Origin of the sequence: Bradyrhizobium sp. sGM-13 (assembly GCF_018398875.1) — a bacterium.
Classification (GTDB): Bacteria; Pseudomonadota; Alphaproteobacteria; order Rhizobiales; family Xanthobacteraceae; genus Bradyrhizobium.
Genome location: NZ_JAGWDK010000001.1, coordinates 249,007 through 266,079, shown reverse-complemented (window position 1 = coordinate 266,079; position 17,073 = coordinate 249,007). Strand labels below are relative to the sequence as shown.

Annotated in this window: 15 protein-coding genes and 2 pseudogenes; 13 read left to right on the top strand and 4 right to left on the bottom strand. The window is 60.5% G+C overall.

Annotated elements, in window-relative coordinates; genetic code table 11:
* Window positions 1-87: 87 nt before the first annotated feature.
* The gene (locus KJQ96_RS01245; RefSeq protein WP_213284887.1) at window positions 88-1,314 is read left to right on the top strand and encodes an acyl-CoA dehydrogenase family protein; all 1,227 of its coding nucleotides are present in this window, start codon (window positions 88-90) and stop codon (window positions 1,312-1,314) included.
* Window positions 1,315-1,324: 10 nt separating this feature from the next.
* A complete protein-coding gene (locus tag KJQ96_RS01240; protein ID WP_213284886.1) occupies window positions 1,325-1,879 on the top strand; it encodes a flavin reductase family protein in 555 nt (184 codons plus the stop codon).
* A gap of 52 nt (window positions 1,880-1,931) precedes the next feature.
* On the opposite strand, the pseudogene KJQ96_RS01235 reads toward KJQ96_RS01240, so the two are convergent.
* Both KJQ96_RS01235 and KJQ96_RS01230 read right to left on the bottom strand, forming a co-directional pair.
* Window positions 1,932-2,806: pseudogene (locus tag KJQ96_RS01235) on the bottom strand (polysaccharide deacetylase family protein).
* 19 nt (window positions 2,807-2,825) lie between these two features.
* Window positions 2,826-3,932 (bottom strand): LLM class flavin-dependent oxidoreductase, encoded by a 1,107-nt coding sequence (locus KJQ96_RS01230; protein ID WP_213284885.1) that lies wholly within the window; start codon window positions 3,930-3,932, stop codon window positions 2,826-2,828.
* A gap of 170 nt (window positions 3,933-4,102) precedes the next feature.
* Between KJQ96_RS01230 and KJQ96_RS01225 the strand changes: the two genes are divergently transcribed.
* The 11 genes and pseudogenes from KJQ96_RS01225 to KJQ96_RS01175 all read left to right on the top strand — a co-directional run bounded on the left by KJQ96_RS01225 (window position 4,103) and on the right by KJQ96_RS01175 (window position 14,962).
* A complete protein-coding gene (locus tag KJQ96_RS01225) occupies window positions 4,103-4,984 on the top strand; it encodes a xanthine dehydrogenase family protein subunit M (protein WP_213284884.1) in 882 nt (293 codons plus the stop codon).
* Window positions 4,981-5,466, top strand: coding sequence for a (2Fe-2S)-binding protein (locus KJQ96_RS01220; RefSeq protein WP_213284883.1), 486 nt, complete (start codon window positions 4,981-4,983; stop codon window positions 5,464-5,466). The genes KJQ96_RS01225 and KJQ96_RS01220 overlap by 4 nt, the downstream gene beginning before the upstream one ends.
* On the top strand, window positions 5,463-7,856 hold the full coding sequence (locus tag KJQ96_RS01215) for a xanthine dehydrogenase family protein molybdopterin-binding subunit (protein ID WP_213284882.1): 2,394 nt from the start codon (window positions 5,463-5,465) through the stop codon (window positions 7,854-7,856). The genes KJQ96_RS01220 and KJQ96_RS01215 overlap by 4 nt, the downstream gene beginning before the upstream one ends.
* Before the next feature lie 170 nt (window positions 7,857-8,026).
* Entirely contained in the window at window positions 8,027-9,034 is a 1,008-nt protein-coding gene (locus KJQ96_RS01210; RefSeq protein WP_213284881.1) for an ABC transporter substrate-binding protein, read from the top strand.
* A 37-nt stretch (window positions 9,035-9,071) separates the two neighbouring features.
* The gene (locus KJQ96_RS01205; RefSeq protein ID WP_213284880.1) at window positions 9,072-9,887 is read left to right on the top strand and encodes an ABC transporter permease; all 816 of its coding nucleotides are present in this window, start codon (window positions 9,072-9,074) and stop codon (window positions 9,885-9,887) included.
* 4 nt (window positions 9,888-9,891) lie between these two features.
* Complete coding sequence (locus tag KJQ96_RS01200) at window positions 9,892-10,677, top strand: ABC transporter permease (RefSeq protein ID WP_213284879.1); 786 nt, start codon at window positions 9,892-9,894, stop codon at window positions 10,675-10,677.
* Window positions 10,674-11,735 carry an ABC transporter ATP-binding protein gene (locus KJQ96_RS01195; RefSeq protein WP_213284878.1) on the top strand — a complete coding sequence of 354 codons (1,062 nt, stop codon included), beginning with the start codon at window positions 10,674-10,676 and terminating at the stop codon, window positions 11,733-11,735. Before KJQ96_RS01200 ends, KJQ96_RS01195 begins: the two co-directional genes overlap by 4 nt.
* Window positions 11,736-11,743: 8 nt before the next feature.
* Window positions 11,744-12,583 carry a phosphodiesterase gene (locus tag KJQ96_RS01190; RefSeq protein ID WP_213284877.1) on the top strand — a complete coding sequence of 280 codons (840 nt, stop codon included), beginning with the start codon at window positions 11,744-11,746 and terminating at the stop codon, window positions 12,581-12,583.
* Window positions 12,584-12,786: 203 nt separating this feature from the next.
* The gene (locus KJQ96_RS01185) at window positions 12,787-13,656 is read left to right on the top strand and encodes a tripartite tricarboxylate transporter substrate binding protein (protein WP_213284876.1); all 870 of its coding nucleotides are present in this window, start codon (window positions 12,787-12,789) and stop codon (window positions 13,654-13,656) included.
* Window positions 13,657-13,699: 43 nt separating this feature from the next.
* Window positions 13,700-14,161 (top strand): annotated as a pseudogene (locus tag KJQ96_RS01180) (MATE family efflux transporter); the annotation flags it as partial.
* Between the two features lie 66 nt (window positions 14,162-14,227).
* Window positions 14,228-14,962 (top strand): Crp/Fnr family transcriptional regulator, encoded by a 735-nt coding sequence (locus KJQ96_RS01175; protein ID WP_213284874.1) that lies wholly within the window; start codon window positions 14,228-14,230, stop codon window positions 14,960-14,962.
* 101 nt (window positions 14,963-15,063) lie between these two features.
* Here KJQ96_RS01175 and KJQ96_RS01170 read toward each other — a convergent pair whose 3' ends face one another.
* Complete coding sequence (locus tag KJQ96_RS01170; RefSeq protein ID WP_213284873.1) at window positions 15,064-15,750, bottom strand: cyclase family protein; 687 nt, start codon at window positions 15,748-15,750, stop codon at window positions 15,064-15,066.
* Window positions 15,751-15,782: 32 nt separating this feature from the next.
* The gene (locus KJQ96_RS01165; RefSeq protein ID WP_213284872.1) at window positions 15,783-17,072 is read right to left on the bottom strand and encodes a TRAP transporter large permease; all 1,290 of its coding nucleotides are present in this window, start codon (window positions 17,070-17,072) and stop codon (window positions 15,783-15,785) included.
* Between the last annotated feature and the right edge of the window lies 1 nt (window position 17,073).

Here is a 17,073-nt window from a genome sequence, read left to right as displayed (position 1 = left end):
TGTTCCGCCCGCCTTGATCATTGGCCATCAGCCGATAGACTGGCAAAGTGCGGGCGGCGTAAAGCAACGGAGCAGGCGAGGAAACACATGGCGGAGCACGGCCGCAAGCCGGATGCAGGTTCACCCGCGGGGCCGGGCTCGGACAGCTATGCCGCCATGGTTGCACGTGCCAAGGCCTTGATTCCGGAATTGCGCGGTCGCGCTTCAAAGACGGAGGAGCTCCGCCGCCTGCCGCCCGAGACCGAACGTGATTTGCATGACGCCGGCTTGTTCCGGGTCGTGCAGCCCAGGCGCGTCGGAGGTGCCGAGCTTGACTATGTGGCTCTGGTCGATTGCTCCGACGCATTGGCACAGGCGGATGCTTCCGTAGCATGGAACTTCGCCAACCTTGCCAGCCACCACTGGATGCTGGGCATGTTCGACAAGCATGCGCAGGACGCGGTTTGGAGCAGGAATGCCGATGCGTTGATTGCCTCGTCCTTCATCTTTCCAGCCGGGCGCGCGAGAAAGGCGGAAGGGGGATACGTCTTGCGCGGTCATTGGCCGTTCTCCTCGGGTGTGGAATCCTGCGACTGGAACATGCTTGCAGGCGTGGTGTCCTCGGACGATGAGGCCGAGGGTATCGAATACCGGATATTCCTGCTCAACCGGAGCGAGTACAGGATCAACGACACCTGGAATGCGACGGGCCTGTGCGGTACCGGGTCGAACGATGTATGGGTCGAGGATTGCTTCATTGCGGAGAACATGACCATCGCCGTCAGCGATCTGACCGGCGGACCGACGCCCGGAAGCGCCGTCAATCCTAACGCGCTCTATGCGCTACCGGTATTCTCGCTGTTTCCCTACGTCTTGTCGGGCGTGGGTTTGGGCAATGCGCAAGCCTGTCTCAATGATTACGTCGAGTTCGCCCGGCATCGGGCCTCGACCTACAATCGGGCCAAACTCAGCGATCTGCAGACTACCCAAATCAAGATCGCGGAGGCGTCCGCCAAGATCGATGCGGCTCGCCTCGTGATGCGTACGAACTGCATCGATGCGATGTCCGAGGCGAGGCGGGGCCATATTCCAGACCTTGCGGTCAAGACGAGGTTGCGGCGGGATGGCGCCTTCGCCGTGAACCTCTGCACCGAAGCGGTCTCGCTGTTGTTCGCGGCAAGTGGCGCACGCAGCCTGTTCACGTCAGGCGCGCTGCAGCGGCAGTTCCGCGACGCTCACGCCGTGAATTCGCACCTCGCATTCAATTTTGATGCGGCAGGAACCAATTATGGACGCGTGGCGCTTGGCCTGCCGTCCGAAAATCTGACGCTCTGAGGCCCGGCGGATGTCTGATGCACCGAAACATCCGGCCGATCCGGCCAATGAACTTGCCAGCGGCAACTCGGCGATTGACCCGCGGGATTTTCGCAATGCGCTCGGCACGTTCGCCACTGGCGTCACCATTGTCACGGCAATGACCGCGGACGGGAGGCCGTATGGCGTTACCTGCAACTCCTTTGCATCGGTATCGCTCAATCCGCCGCTGGTGTTGTGGAGTCTCGGGATGTTTTCGCAGGGGCTTACGATCTTCCAGAACGCCAGCCATTTTGCGGTCAACGTTCTCGGAGCTTCCCAGCAGGCGCTGGCGTCGCAGTTCGCAAAGTCGTCGGATGACAAGTTCGCCGGCGTGAACTGGACGCCGGGGCTTGGCAACGCGCCGGTGTTGACCGATTGCGTTGCCAATTTCCAATGCCGCGCGGCCAATCGGTATTACGGCGGCGACCACATCATCTTCCTCGGCGCCGTCGAGGCCTATGCCTATAATCGGCAGGAACCCCTGCTGTTTGCGCGCGGTAGTTTCGGAAGGTTCATTGCTGGAGATGACAGTAAGTTCTCGTGAGCAAGCGCCGAAGCCCGTTGGACCTTCGACGATCCTGCGGCAGACATCAAATCTAGATCTTTGCCATCTCTGCGCGATACCAGTCGCCAATCTCGCTGGCTGTCATCAGGGCCACGCCATCGTGACCCAGGACATAGTCAAGCAACGCCTCCAGATACTTGATACGATGCGGCACGCCCGTGATGTACGGGTGAACTGAGATCGCCATGATCCGCGCGTTCGATGCGCCTTCTAGATATAGCCGATCGAACTGATCGGTGCAGCGTTTCAGGAATTGCTCGGAAGAAAGATGCTGCAGTGCGTGGATGACGATGTCGTTGGTTCGACCGAGTAGGGGATCGTCGTGATGGTGCCGTGAGGCGTAGCGATGTCCTGCGGCAGATCGTCGATCACCCAATCCGCGACGTATTCGATGCCGTTGAGGCGTAGCAGATCGAGGGTTTCCTCGGTCTCGGTGAGGCCGGGGCTTTCCCATGATCGCGGCGGCTTGCCTGCAAATTTCGAAATCGTCTCGACCGATCGTTTGATGACATCCGCCTGATTCTCGATCTTGTGCATCGGCCCCTGCACGAAACCGTGGCCCATGAATTCAAAGCCGGCGTCGAGCGCAGCGGAGGCGACACGCGGGTAGGCGTTGCAGACATTGGCATTGAGCGCCAACGTAACCGGTATTTTGCGATCCGTCAGCGCCTTGAGCTGTCGCCAGAAGCCGGCGCGCATCCCGTATTCATGCCAGGACCAGTTCGGCACGTCGGGCAATAGCGGCTGGCCCATCGGCGGGCTCAGCACGGTGCGAGGCATCGCGTTCTCGATCCGCCACTCCTCGACATTGAGGATGACCCATACCGCGAGTTTCTTGCCGCCGGGAAGGGTGAGCTTCGGCCTGTCGACTTGTGCTTGATAGGGAATGCGATCGCTCAGCGCCACGGCAAGCTCCCCCCGCGGATCACTCGGCGGCCTTGGCATCGCCGGATGCGCCGGCATTGATCCTCGGCATGACCTGTTCGGCCATCAGGACCATCGACTGTCGCCCCAGTTCGCGGTCTTTCCAGTCCTTGCCAGCATACAGCAACGTGCCGAAGGGGCCGGTCTCTTCCTGAAAAGCCAGCAGTTGATCCGCCACGCTATCCGGCGTGCCATGAATGATCAGCTTGTCGCAGATCGAGTCCAGCGTCACCTCGTCGTCCGGCTGATCGCGGCGGGTCTTGAACAGCTCGATGCGACCGCTCCGCTTCAGCTTGGTAAGCAACGAGCGATAGTAGTAGACGTAAGATCCATTTGGATCCGTGGCATAAGCCTTTGCGGTAGCCGCGTCCTTGGCTACGAACACGCTTTTGGCAACGCGCCAATTCGCTGGATCCGCAGGACGGCCAACGCGTTCGCATCCCTCTACGTATTTCGGCCAATGGCTCTTCACCCAGGCCGGCATCAGGAAGTTGGCCGAGATTGGTTCCCAACCGCGCGCGGCGGCTTCGGTCACACCCTTTGAAAACGGCGCCACCGCAGTAACCACGATCGGCGGGTGCGGCCGCTGCAGTGGGCGCGGAATGAAGCCCTGGCCGATGTCTTCGATCAGAGTCTTCTGCACCGATATATTCCAGAATTGACCTTGCAGATTATAGGGCGGCTCGCTGGCCCAGATCTGAAGCACCTGATTGATCGCCTCCAGAAACATGGCATTCCTGTCCGCCTCGAGATTGCCGAACACTTCCGCGTCCGACGGCAGACCACCCGGGCTGATGCCGAAGATCAGTCGCCCGTCGAGCATGTGATCGAGCATCGCTATCGAGGCTGCGATCGCTGCAGGGTGAGCGTTCGGCATGTTGACGGTGCCGGTGCCAAGTTTGATCTTGCTGGTTGCCGCAGCGAGCCATGCAATGAATGCGATGCAGGACGTGATGTTCTCGGCTCTGTCGGTAGTGTGCTCGCCGACATAGCCTTCGGTGAACCCAAGCTCATCAGCAAGCAGGAAAGCCTCTCGATCTTCCTTGAGCGAAAGCCGCCAATCCTTGTCGACAGGATGGATCGGCATCGTAAAGAACCCAAGCTTCATGGTCCGCTCTTCCCCAAAGGTAGGCTTTTTGTTTGCACAGAACGTGCGTCGTTCGTCGCTCGAAAACAAGCTCAAACTCGAAATAATCATCTAACAAACTTGACCTTTGGCGGTCTCAGCCGTCTAATCGCGCGAAAATGTCGATAGTTGGCCGGGAGGTCACGCCGAAAATGAAAGCCTCGGCTTTCGCTTATGCCCGCGCAACCAGCGTCGCCAATGCGCTGGAATTGCTGACCGCGTATGGCGAACGGGCCAAGGTGTTGTCGGGCGGCCAGAGCCTGGTGCCGGCGATGAATCTGCGCCTGGTCGCGCCGGATCTCATTGTCGATATTGGTGAGCTGACCGAGTTGCGCGGGGCGGCGGTGAAGAGAGGGGTCCTCACCATAGGTGCGTTGACACGTCACGCCGATCTCTTGAAATCCCCTGAAATAGCAGCCCATGCTCCCCTGCTGAAGGATGCGGTCGCCCATATCGCCCATCCCGCGATCCGCAATCGCGGCACGATTGGGGGGAGCCTTGCGCACGCTGATCCGGCTTCGGAGCTGCCGGCCTGCATGCTCACGCTTGGCGCTACCATCATTGCCCGCGGACCGGGCGGCGAGCGGCGGATTGCGGCAAACGAGTTCTTCGCCGGAATCTACGAAACCGCGCTTACGCCGCAGGAGCTGCTGGTTGCCGTCGAGCTGCCGCTGACTCCGAAAAATTCGACGCATTTCTTTCATGAGTTCGCCCGTCGGCATGGCGACTATGCCATTGTTGGTCTCGCAGCGCAGGCCTCCATCAAGGATGAACGCTTCGCCGATCTTCGACTTGGCTTCTTTGCCGTCGGCGATCGCCCGTTGCTGGCCAAGTCTGCAAGCAAGCTGGTCGATGTCGCTGTCACATCTGCGGTGTTGTCTGAGGCCGCTTCTGCATTGGACGATGAACTCGATCCGCTGGAGGATCAACAGGCGACACCCGCCATGCGTCGGCATCTGGCGAAGGTTCTGTTGGCGCGCTGCGTGTCGTTACTGCTTGCCCGACCTGATCTTTGTGCGGGAGCGTCAGCGTGACTGATGCGGTTGCGGTTGCGCTGAGTGTCAATGGCGAGCTCGTCGAAGCGAATGTACTGCCGCGCCTGAACCTGGCAGATTTTCTTCGCGAGCATCTCAAGCTGACCGGCACGCATGTCGGATGTGAACATGGCGTGTGCGGCGCATGCACGGTCCGCGTCAATGGCGACATCGTCCGCTCCTGCCTGATGCTCGCGGTGCAGACACACAATGCAGCGATCGAGACGATCGAGGGGGTATCCGACAGCGGTGAGATTGCCGATTTGCAGTCTGCATTCCGGGAGCGTAATGCACTGCAGTGCGGTTTCTGCACGCCGGGAATGCTGATGGCGGCGCAGGATCTGCTGAAGCAATCGCCGTGTCCGGATCGAGAGCAGATACGCGAACATCTTTCCGGCAATTATTGTCGCTGTACGGGCTACCAGGCCATCGTCGACGCCATCGAAAGTACAGCGTGGACGCGTGCGGGACGCCGGCCATGACGTCGGAGCGGTCAAATCTTCAAACACTTTCTGCGCTGGACCGTCCGAATTCCTATATCGGCAAGACAGTGCCGCGGCCGAACCTCGATCGGCTGATGCAGGGACGCGGGCTGTATGTCAGCGACATCGAGCTGCCGCGGATGGCGCATGCCGTGTTCCTACGCTCGCCGCACGCGCACGCGAGGATCGTTGGCATAGAGACTTCAGCGGCCAAACAGATGCCCGGAGTCATCGCCGTCGTTTCAGGCAGCGAGCTATCGACCGTCATCACGCCGTGGGTCGGCGTGCTTTCGCATCTGAAGGGACTTAAATCCGCTCCGCAGAATGCTATCGCTATCGACCGAGTGTGCTGGCAGGGTGAAGCGGTCGCTGCCGTGGTGGCGGCCAGCCGCGCACAGGCCGAGGACGCCGCAGAGCATGTCTTGGTTAAATATGAGGAGCTGCACGCCGTAACGGATATGCGTGCCGCGCTCGATCCGGCAACGCCTGTGATCCACGCCTCCCTTGGAGACAATCTGGCGTTCGAGCGCATTCACGACGCGGGCGCCGTCGATCAGGCCTTTGCCGAGTCCGACGAGGTGGTCGAAGCAGAGTTCGTTTTCGGACGGCACACCGGCGTGACGCTGGAGCCGCGCGCGGTGGTGGCAGACTGGAACGCCGCGGAAGCCAGGCTGACCATCTATCAAGGCACGCAGGCGCCGCATATGGTGCAGAATATCGCGGCGCTCCATCTTGGCTTGAAGGAATCACAGGTCCGCGTCGTCTGCAAGGACGTCGGCGGATCCTTCGGTATCAAGGTCCATATCTATGCCGACGAGATGGCGACCTACGCATTATCCAAACTCCTGCGGCGTCCGGTCAAGTTCGTCGCCGACCGGGTCGAGAGCTTCAACACCGATATTCATGCCCGCGACCATCGCTGCAAGGGAAAGATCGGCGTCAAGCGCGATGGCACCATCATGGCATTCGAGATCGACGATCTTACGGGCATCGGGCCTTATTCCATGTACCCGCGCACGAGCGCAATCGAGGCCAATCAGGTCGTCAATCTCGTCGGCGGGCCCTATGTGACCGGGAATTACCGTGCCCGTGCCCGCGTCGTATTCCAGAACAAGAATGTGATGTGCCAGTACCGTGCCGTCGGCCATCCGATCGCCTGCTCGGTGACGGAGGGCCTGGTCGATCTGGCGGCGATGAAGATTGCCATGGATCCGGTTGAAATCCGTCGCCGCAATCTGATTGCCGACGACGCCTACCCCTGCGCCTCGCCATCAGGTCTGCGCTTCGAGCAGTTGTCGCACCATGCGGCGCTCGCCAAGCTCGTTCAAATGATGGACTATGACGCCTTGCGCGCTGAGCAGGCCGCCCTGCGAGTGAGCAACATCCATCGTGGCATCGGCATCGCGAGCTTCATCGAAGTTACCAATCCGAGTGCGGCGTTTTATGGCGTAGGCGGTGCGAAGATATCCTCGCAGGACGGTGTCGCGGTGCGGGTTGATGCGCAGGGTTCAGTGATCTGCCAAACAAGTATCACCGAGCAGGGGCAGGGATCGGAATCGCTTACCGCACAGATCGTTGGAAGCGTGCTTGGCGTCTCAATGGATCGCGTCCGCGTAATCCTGGGCGATACCGACAATACGCCGTATGGCGGGGGCACCTGGGCTTCGCGCGGCGCTGGTATCGGTGGAGAGGCCGCGCTTCAAGCCGCCAAGACACTGCGCAAGAACATCCTCGACGTAGCGGCTGCCGTTCTGCAATCGACGCCAAGCGAACTCGATATTGTCAACAACGTGGTAGTGAATGTCGGCGATGGCGAGCCGCGGATCGATCTGAGCGAGCTCGCGCGAATTGTCTATTTCCGTCCCGACACGCTGCCGCCAGGTATTCAGCCCGAATTGATGGCGACCAGGCACTTTGTCCCGCGTGAATATCCTTTCGCCTTCACCAACGGCATTCAAGCCTCATGGCTGGAGCTTGATCCCGATACGGGCTTTGTGAAGCTGCTGAAGCACTGGGTGGTCGAGGATTGCGGCACGATTATCAACCCGCAACTGGTTGATGAGCAGATCAGAGGCGGCGTGGTGCAGGGGCTTGGCGCCGCGCTATTCGAGAAATGTGTGTATGACGAACGTGGCCAACTCACCAACGCAAATATGGCCGACTATCTGGTTCCGATGTCCGGTGAAATGCCGGACATCGACGTCGGACATGTGGTCACACCGACCCTCGAATCGGAACTGGGCGCGAAGGGCGCAGGGGAAGCCGGCACGGCAGGTGCGGCGGCCGCCGTGACCAATGCGGTCAATGACGCGCTCAGGCCGTTTGGGGCAATCATCACAGAGATCCCGCTGACGCCTCAGGTTATTCTGACCGCCTTGGGACGCATCTAATGCGACCGCGATCAGTTCGATCAGGAGGGGCAGGCGGACGTTGATGGCGCGCCGGGCGGCGCTTCGGCCTTTCCCGCAAAACGCTGTGTCGCAAAACCTTCATACGCGGCCTATACGTCACACCGATTGGTGATGAGATCGTCAATTGCCGCCCTAACCCGGAGTGCCCCATGAAGACCGCCCGTTTTGTTGCTGCCTTGCTGGCGCTGTTGCTAGTCGCGCCCTGGCAATCCGCCAAAGCGGCCGACGTCATCTGCTACAATTGCCCGCCGGAATGGGCGGACTGGGCTTCCATGCTCAAGGCCCTCAAAGCCGACCTCAACTACGATATCCCGCACGACAACAAGAATTCCGGCCAAGCGCTTGCTCAGATACTTGCCGAGAAGAATAACCCGGTGGGCGATATCGGCTATTTCGGTGTCACCTTTGGTATGAAGGCCAAGGCGCAGGATGCGCTCGAGCCTTACAAACCGGCGAGATGGGACCAGGTCCCCGCCGGCCTGAAGGATGCCGACGGTTACTGGACCACGATTCATTCCGGCACGCTTGGCCTGTTCGTGAACAAGGACGCGCTTGGCGGCAAGCCGGTGCCGGCCTGCTGGAAGGATCTCCTGAAACCCGACTATCGGGGGATGGTCGGTTATCTCGATCCGTCGTCGGCCGCCGTAGGCTATGTCGGCGCGGTCGCGATCAATCTGGCGCTCGGTGGCTCCGAAGCGAACTTCGATCCCGCGATCAACTTCTTCAAGGATCTGCGGAAGAACGACCCGATTGTCCCCAAGCAGACTTCCTACGCCCGCGTCGTCTCCGGAGAGATGCCGATCCTGTTCGATTATGATTTCAACGCCTATCGCGCGAAATACTCAGAAAAGGGCAATTTTGAATTCGTGATCCCCTGCGAGGGGTCGGTGGTGTTTCCTTACGTCGCCGGCCTCGTCAAGAACGCGCCCAATAAGGACAAGGCCAAGAAGGTGCTGGACTATCTCTTGTCGGACAAGGGACAGGCGATCTGGACGAACGCCTACCTTCGGCCGGCGCGGCCGATCGATCTGCCCGAGGCGGTGAAGAAGAAATTCCTGCCTGACAGCGAATATGCGCGTGCGAAGAACGTCGACTGGGGCCAGATGGAAAACATGCAAAAAGGCTTTGTCGATCGCTATCTCGCCGAGGTTCGCTGAGGCAATATGGCGCCTCTCGCTGGGGCACCATTTTCTGATGTCGCATAGGTCTTTTGTCTGGTTATGCCTGCTGCCGCTTGCGGTAGTGACGGCGGCATTTTTCCTGTTGCCGATGGCGCGGCTTGTTGTAACGGGAGCAGCAGGACCGCAGGGGCTCGCGGGGTATCTCGCGATCCTGACCGAGCCGCGTTACCGCGCGACCCTCCTCAACACGGTCTTGCTAGCCACCGCGACCACCATTGTGACCCTGATCGTGGCGACGGTCGCCGGGATGTTCCTGCAGCGGCACCGTTTCCCCGGCCGCGCCATTCTGATTGCGATGCTGACCTTTCCTTTAGCGTTTCCTGGCGTGGTGGTCGGCTTCATGATCATTCTTCTCGCCGGTCGACAGGGCCTGATCGGCGATTTCTCGAACCGCGTGCTTGGCGAGAAGCTTGTCTTTGCCTATTCGATCTACGGGTTGTTTCTTGGATATCTGTATTTCTCCATCCCGCGCGTCATCCTCACCATCATGGCCGCGGTGCAGAAGCTTGATACAGGCCTGGAAGAAGCCGCGCGCTCGCTTGGCGCGAGCCCTTGGGCAGTGCAGCGTGATGTCGTCCTGCCGGCCCTGGCGCCGGCCTTTGTCGCCTCCGGCGCAATTGCGTTTGCGACCGCGATGGGGGCGTTTGGAACGGCGTTTACGTTGGCGACGAACATCGATGTACTGCCGATGCTGATCTATACCGAATTCACGCTGGCTGCGAATTTCTCGATCTCGGCCGCGCTGTCGGTCGGGCTTGGCGTTGTTACCTGGCTTATTCTTGCGCTTGCCCGCTCCTTCAGCGGAAGTGCCGTTGCGGCGGCTGGATGAGACCATGCGTGATCGCCTGATCTTTATCGGCCAGTTCATCTTCACTCTGCTGGTAGCCGGATTCCTGGTGGTGCCCGCGATTCTGTCGATCTCCGCCGGCGTCACCGTGAACTACTTCCGCGGCATCCAATCCGGCGTGACCTTGCAATGGGTTGCGCAGGTCTGGGAGCTTTATGCTGGCACCATCCTGCTTTCATTCGTGGTTGCATTTGCAACTCTTGCCGTGACGCTTGTCGCAGGCGTTCCAGCCGCCTATGCCTTGCATGTGCGGGGAGGGCGCCTGTCGCGGATCGTCGAGGAGATCATCACGCTGCCGCTGGCGATCCCTGGCCTGGCCATCGCACTGGCACTGCTCTTGACCTATGGAGGTTTCGGCGACTTTCGCCGCTCCTGGCTGTTCATTCTCGTAGGCCATGTCATCTTCACGATGCCCTTCATGGTGCGATCGGTGATGGCTGTGTTCGCGACCGCCGAGATCAAAACGCTGGATGAGGGCGCGGCATCGCTCGGCGCATCGCCGTGGCGGCGCTTCCGGGACGTGATCGTCCCCAATGCTCTGCCCGGTATATTGGCGGGCAGCCTGATGGTGGTGACGCTGTCGCTCGGTGAATTCAACCTGACCTGGATGCTGCACACGCCATTGACCAAGACACTGCCGATCGGGCTCGCCGACAGCTATGCCTCGATGCGGTTGGAAGTGGCCTCGGCCTATACGCTGATCTTCTTCGTGATGATCATTCCATTGCTGGTCGCTATGCAATTGTTTGCCGAGAAGGAACAGAAGAGATGAGTGCGCAGGCCGGACACGGCGCCTCGGTACGCATAGAGACCTGCGGCAAGACCTTCGCCGACGGAACGCGCGCGCTTGAACCTGCAACGCTCGAGATCGCCCGCGGTGAAACGCTGGTGCTGCTCGGCCCCTCCGGTTGCGGCAAGACCACCATGCTGCGCATTATCGCCGGCCTCGAACTGCCCGATGCTGGCGGCAGGGTACTGTTCGACGACAAAGACATGACGGCGGTGCCGATCGAGCGGCGCAACGTCGGCATGGTGTTTCAGTCCTATGCGCTTTTCCCCAATATGACCGTATCCGATAATATCGGTTATGGATTGAAGATCCGCGGGGTACCGGAAAAAGAGCGGGCGGCGCGCGTTGCCGAACTGGTGGCGCTGACCAATATCTCCGGGCTGGAGCACCGCCGGATCGACCAGCTTTCAGGCGGCCAGCGGCAGCGGGTGGCGCTGGCGCGCGCGGTAGCGATCCGGCCGGGTATCCTGTTGCTCGACGAACCGCTGACGGCGCTCGATGCCGCCCTGCGTGACCGGCTGCGCGGCGAGCTGAACCGCCTGCTGCGCGCGCTCGGCATCACAACGATTTACGTGACGCACGATCAGTCCGAGGCCATGGAGCTTGGCGACCGTGTCGTGGTCATGCAGAAGGGGAAGATTGCCCAGATCGGCACGCCGCGCGAGATCTACTTCACGCCGAACAGTCGCTTTGTCGCCGAATTCATCGGTGCGGCGAATATCGTCGAGGCCGCCATCGAGAATGGTCACTTGGTATTGCCGGGCGGACGTCAGCCGATTAACGGCGATGCAAACATACCGGCCGCAGTGGCGATGATTCGCCCCGAGACCATACGTGTGATGGCAGCCGAAAGCGCGCCGCTTTCAGGTATAATCGACAGCGTCAGCTTCATTGGTGACAGGCAACGGCTGGTGGTCAGCGGCGTGTCTAACAGATCGCTCGCCGTCGATGCGCCGAATACGGTCCGGGCCAAGTCCGGCGAACGGATCGGATTATCGATTTCGCCGGACGCCGTTCGTCTGTTGCCGCCCGAAAGCTGAGAAGGTCGATGTCGCCAATGCCGGTTCATATTGCCCAGATTTCTGATCTGCACATCAAGCCGCCGGGAGCACTTGCTTATGGCAAGGTGGATACTGCAAAAGCGCTCGAACGTTGCATTGCCGCCCTGAACGAATTCAGGCCTGTGCCGGATTTTGTAGTGATCTCCGGTGATCTGGCGGACACGCCGACGGCCGAGGAGTATCAATATCTCAATCGGCTGCTGGCGCCGCTCAAGCTTCCGTTCGCCGGCATTCCCGGCAATCACGACTCGCGCGAGCTGATGCGTGCCGCATTTCCTTCTGCCTCCTATGCGTTCGTATCAGGGCCGCTCAATCAGAGGATCGAGGTTGCCGGGCTCGATCTGCTGTTGTTGGATTCAAGCGTACACCGAAAGCCGCATGGCGAACTCGATGGGCCCACGTTGCAATGGCTTGACGGGATGCTGGCTTCGTCGCCCGACCGGCCGGCGCTGCTGTTTCTGCACCACCCGCCGTTCAAGGCCGGAATTTGGCACATGGACCGTCAGAATCTCCTGAATGCAAGCGAACTCGCGCCCATGGTGCGTCGTCATCCCCGCGTGCAATTGATCGCAACTGGACATGTGCACCGCGCGGCACTGACCATGTTTGCGGGCGTGCCGACCACGATCTGTCCCGCCCCCAACCACGCCGTCGATCTCGATCTGGCCGAACTGCGCGAACCTTCCTTCAAGGTGGAGCCGCCGGCCTTTCATCTCCATAGCTGGTTTCCGGGTGAAGGATTCGGCACTGTCGTTACCCATCAAGTCCCGATAGGCACGTTCGACGGCCCACATCCGTTTTTTGGGCTAGATGGGAAGCTGCTGTAGCGGTGTGGCATTCCCCGGCCGGACCGATTGCATAAGCCGAAGATCGGGCGCAATCTTTCCCAAATGGCGGCCGAAATCCTAAGATTTGTGCCGCTCATATTGGGCGGAATGACGCGGCGGCTTCATCTGGTGATTCCAGCGCTTGCCTTGCTCCTAAGCCATCATGCGATGGCGCAGGGAGCTATCCGGATCGGCCCATCAAGATGATCGTGCCGCTGGCCGCGGCAAGTGCGGTCGCTGCGCGGATCGTCACCAAGAAGATGGCCGACAATATGGGCCAGCAAATCGTGATCCTGAACCAGCCGGGCGCTTCAGGCCTGATCGGGGCGGAGGCCGTCGCCCGCGCCGAACCGGATGGCTACACGGTTGGCGGGTTCAACGACAGCATCATGACGATGGTGCCGAACCTGCAGTCCAAGATGCGCTGGGACATCCTGAAGGACTTCGAGCCGGTGTCGCTGGTCGCGACGGTGAAGTGGGGGCTGGTTGCCAACAATCAGGCCAGCTTCAAGAACGCAGCAGATCTGATTGCGGCCGCAAAGGCGACGCCCGGCAAGATCGACTATGGTTCGGGCGGACCGGGTAGTCCGCAGCATCTGGCGATGGCGATGTTCGCGTCGGCCGCCGGCATATCGCTCACGCATGTGCCTTACAAGGGCGCCACCCGGGCCGCAACCGACATCGCCGCCGGCCAGATTCCCGTAGGTTTCCAGGGCCTGGGCACGGTCGCAACGCTCGTGCGCGGCGGCCGACTCAAGCTGATCGGGGTAACCACCGAGAGGAGATTGTCGCAATTTCCCGATGTGCCGACCGTCTCGGAATCCGGTCTGCCCGGCTTCCTCTTCAATTCATGGTTCGCAATTCTTGCTCCCGCCCGTACCCCGAAGCATATTGTTGCCCGTCTGAACGCCGAGGTGGTGAAGGCGGTTGGCGATCCTGACGTGCGCCGCAAGCTTGAAGAACTGGGCTTCGCCGTGCGCGGCAGTTCAGTGGAAGAGTTGCGCGCCATGACGCACGATCAGCTCGCGAAGTATGAGCGCGTGATCAGGGAAACGGGAATCGCCAAGGAATAGTTGCCGGGCGGATGGTGCCACGAACGCCGGCGGCGTTGGTACGACGACAATGGTCGGGACCTGCGTTGGCGCTGGCCTGGAGACACGCGCACGTCGTGTGACGCTTGTTTCCTGTTTGCTGGCGGCGGTTATTCTTGCGGCAATCGGACTCGGCGTTGCGTTTTCGGGAAGATCGATCGCTGGTCTCTTCACAAATGTCGAAGAAGTTGTTTTTGCGGCATCCGGCTATTTTTGCGCGACCGGCCTGGTTTACGGGTTCATGGCCGCCTTTGTGATCTTGTTTTCCGCCTATCAGGGATGGGGACAGGCGACAGCTCCGCTGCTTGTTAGCCTGTTCAGGGTTACCATCGTATTGGCCGGGGGCTGGATGCTGCTGCAGCACGCGCCTCGGCTTGACTGGCTGTACTATATTGTCGCAGGTTCCACGGTTATTGGGGCGTTGACGCTGGGCATCGTTTTCGCCTTCCGGCCGCCAAATCGACGCGTTTTGGTGCTTTCCGGTTGAAAATCTGACCGGCGTTGATTACGGAAGGGCTGCACCCCCTGCAGTTTTCCCTGGAGTTTGACTGTCGTGCCTCAACGAAGGACGGGTGAAGCTCACGGATTTTCGAACGGCAAACTGTCGGTGCTGCGCAAGCACCCGATTTTTGCCGATCTCGAGCCCGAGGCGTTCGAGCAACTCTGCCGCTACGCCAAGCACTCCACGCTGAAGCGGGGCGCCACGCTATTTTCCAAAGGCGATCCTGGCCACAGCCTGTACGCAGTCATTTCGGGTACGGTGAAGATGAGCATTTCCTCGCCGGATGGCCGCAACGCGATCCTGAATATTGTCGGACCTGGGGAAATTTTCGGCGAGATCGCGCTGCTCGACGGAAAAGCCCGCTCCGCCGATGCCATCGCAAACAGCAATTGCGAGCTGTTCGTCATCGACCGGCGCGAATTCATCCCCTTTGTAAAAGATCAGCCGACGCTGGCGATGAAGTTCATCGAACTTCTTTGCGATCGGCTGCGGTCGACCAGCGATCAGGTCGAGCAGATCATCTTGCAAAATCTCCCTGGTCGGCTGGCCAGCGCGTTGCTGCGCCTTTCAGAAAAGCACAAATCTGAGGGGCAAGGCCGAACCATCACAATCACTCAGCAGGAGATCAGTGAAATGGTCGGCATGACCCGGGAGAGCATCAACAAGCAGTTGCGGGCCTGGGCAAACCGAGACTGGGTGCGCCTCGAACACGGCGCAATCGTCGTGCTGAACGCCGAGATGCTTCGTGAGATTGCGGAAGCAGGGTCCGGCCACGACGGCGAATGACCGGCGACGCGCGTCGCGAAGGCAGCCAGCGAAGTCCGGATTGTCAGGTTTAGGCAATCTTTCGCGGCGCATCTATACGCGGCACGGCCCTTTGGCGACGTTCACATGTCGAACACTGCGACCGCGCGGATCGGCGACGCCGTCCCGCCGCGCCACTTCATCGGCAGTCCAATAAACGTGAATTGGCCGCGCCCCAACAGGGCTTCGAGATTGCACAGGCTCTCGATGTGGGTGATGTCGAGGTCGAGGCAGGCCTTGTGGACGAGGGCATTCACCTTGCCCTCCGGCCCCGGCCGCATCGAATCGATGCCGAAATGCACGACGCCCTGCTGCGCCAGCCATTCGGTGGCGGCGACGTTCACGCCGGAATTGTCAGTCGAATATTCCTTGCGGGGGAATGTCCGTTCGTGGTGACCGGTGCAGAGCAGGACGGTGCCACCCCTCGGCACAGGCACGCCGGCCTTCGCCACCGCCCCCTCGAGATGGGCAGGCGTAATTTCGGCGCGTGGTGCAATGTGGCGCAGGTCGACGCAGATACCCGGCACGATACACTTTTCCAGCGGATATTCATCGATTGATACGCCGCTCTTGCCGAAATGTCGGGGCGCGTCGATGTGGGTGCCGGCGTGGTCCACCATGGAGATGAACATCGACGCCAGCCCGTGCACATTGCCCGATTCGGCGAAGGATTCTTCGTGGGTTTTCCAGACGCCATGCATGACGGGAGGATGGCCGGGATAGCTTGGCGTGCGGTGATAGAGTTCTCGACTTAGGTCGACGATCTTCACGCGGAGTCTCCGTGACGCGAACTGCGTCTGTTCTAGAACCCGAACGCCCTCGGCAGCGCCAGCGACAGCCAGGGCACATAGGTCACGATCATCAGCACCGCAAACATCACGTAGTAGAACGGCCAGATGCCGCGCATCACCTCGTCGACCGAAACCTTGCCGATGGCGCAACCGACAAACAGCGTCGTCCCTACCGGCGGCGTCAGCAGGCCGATGCCGAGATTGAGCAGCATGACGATTCCGAAATGTACGGGATCGATGCCGAAGCTTTTCACGACCGGCAGCAGAATCGGGGTGCAGATCAGCAGCAAGGGCGCGAGATCGAGCGCCGTCCCCAGCACCAGCAGCATGATGTTCAGCCACATCAGCAGCACGTATTTGTTGCTCGATATGGCGACGAAGAACTCGGTCATCTTGGCTGGCATCTGCATCAGCGCGGCGACATAGCCGAAGCATGAGGCGGTTGCCACCAGCGTCAATACCATGGCCACGGTTTGAAGCGTCTTGTAGACCAATAGCGGCAGCTCGGACCATTTGTAGTCGCGGTAGATGAACATCGTGACGAAGAACGCCCAGACGCAGGCAACCGCGCCTGCCTCGATCGGTGTGAAGACGCCGGTGAGGATGCCGCCCAGCACGATGGCCAACGTTATGATCCCCCACATGGCGTCGCCGAGCATCTTGGCGGCTTGGCGGATCGGTACGGGCTCACCCTTCGGGTGTTTGTCGCGATAAGCGTAGAACAGACAGAGCACCATCAGCGAGAAGCCGAGCAGTAGGCCAGGGAGCACGCCGGCGAGGAACAGGCTGGTGATCGACACCACGCCGCCGGTTGCCAGCGAATAAATCACCGAATTGTGGCTCGGCGGGACGATAATGGCTTGCAGCGAGGCGCTAATGGTCACGTTGGTTGCGAAGACCCGCGGATAGCCTTTGTCGGCCATCTGGGGAATCATCACCGAGCCGATCGCGGAGGTGTCGGCGACCGACGATCCGGAGATGCCGCTCATGATCGTGGTCGCAAGGATATTGACCTGCGAGAGGCCGCCCCGAATTCGGGTGAATCCGACGAGCACGGCTGCAAAGTCGACCAACCGCCTGGCCATGCCGCCCTCGGCCATGATGGCACCCGCCAGCACGAAGAAGGGGATGGTCAGCATCGAGACCTTTCCGACGCCGCTGGCAAATTGCTGCATGACCGCGCCGATCGGCAAATCGATCCAGAGCGCACCGACCAGCGAAGATAGTGCCAGCGCGTAGGCGATCGGCATGCCGATCGCGAAGAACAAGCACATGCTGAGAAGCAGAAGCGCGATATCCATG

Bases quoted from the DNA above. Each gene is read 5' to 3' on its own strand.
- KJQ96_RS01215 (WP_213284882.1), top strand. From the start codon at position 5,463: ATGACGTCGGAGCGGTCAAATCTTCAAACACTTTCTGCGCTGGACCGT.
- KJQ96_RS01230 (WP_213284885.1), bottom strand. From the start codon at position 3,932: ATGAAGCTTGGGTTCTTTACGATGCCGATCCATCCTGTCGACAAGGAT.
- KJQ96_RS01165 (WP_213284872.1), bottom strand. From the start codon at position 17,072: ATGGATATCGCGCTTCTGCTTCTCAGCATGTGCTTGTTCTTCGCGATC.
- KJQ96_RS01205 (WP_213284880.1), top strand. From the start codon at position 9,072: ATGTCGCATAGGTCTTTTGTCTGGTTATGCCTGCTGCCGCTTGCGGTA.
- KJQ96_RS01225 (WP_213284884.1), top strand. From the start codon at position 4,103: ATGAAAGCCTCGGCTTTCGCTTATGCCCGCGCAACCAGCGTCGCCAAT.
- KJQ96_RS01210 (WP_213284881.1), top strand. From the start codon at position 8,027: ATGAAGACCGCCCGTTTTGTTGCTGCCTTGCTGGCGCTGTTGCTAGTC.
- KJQ96_RS01245 (WP_213284887.1), top strand. From the start codon at position 88: ATGGCGGAGCACGGCCGCAAGCCGGATGCAGGTTCACCCGCGGGGCCG.
- KJQ96_RS01190 (WP_213284877.1), top strand. From the start codon at position 11,744: ATGTCGCCAATGCCGGTTCATATTGCCCAGATTTCTGATCTGCACATC.
- KJQ96_RS01240 (WP_213284886.1), top strand. From the start codon at position 1,325: ATGTCTGATGCACCGAAACATCCGGCCGATCCGGCCAATGAACTTGCC.
- KJQ96_RS01195 (WP_213284878.1), top strand. From the start codon at position 10,674: ATGAGTGCGCAGGCCGGACACGGCGCCTCGGTACGCATAGAGACCTGC.
- KJQ96_RS01185 (WP_213284876.1), top strand. From the start codon at position 12,787: ATGATCGTGCCGCTGGCCGCGGCAAGTGCGGTCGCTGCGCGGATCGTC.
- KJQ96_RS01200 (WP_213284879.1), top strand. From the start codon at position 9,892: ATGCGTGATCGCCTGATCTTTATCGGCCAGTTCATCTTCACTCTGCTG.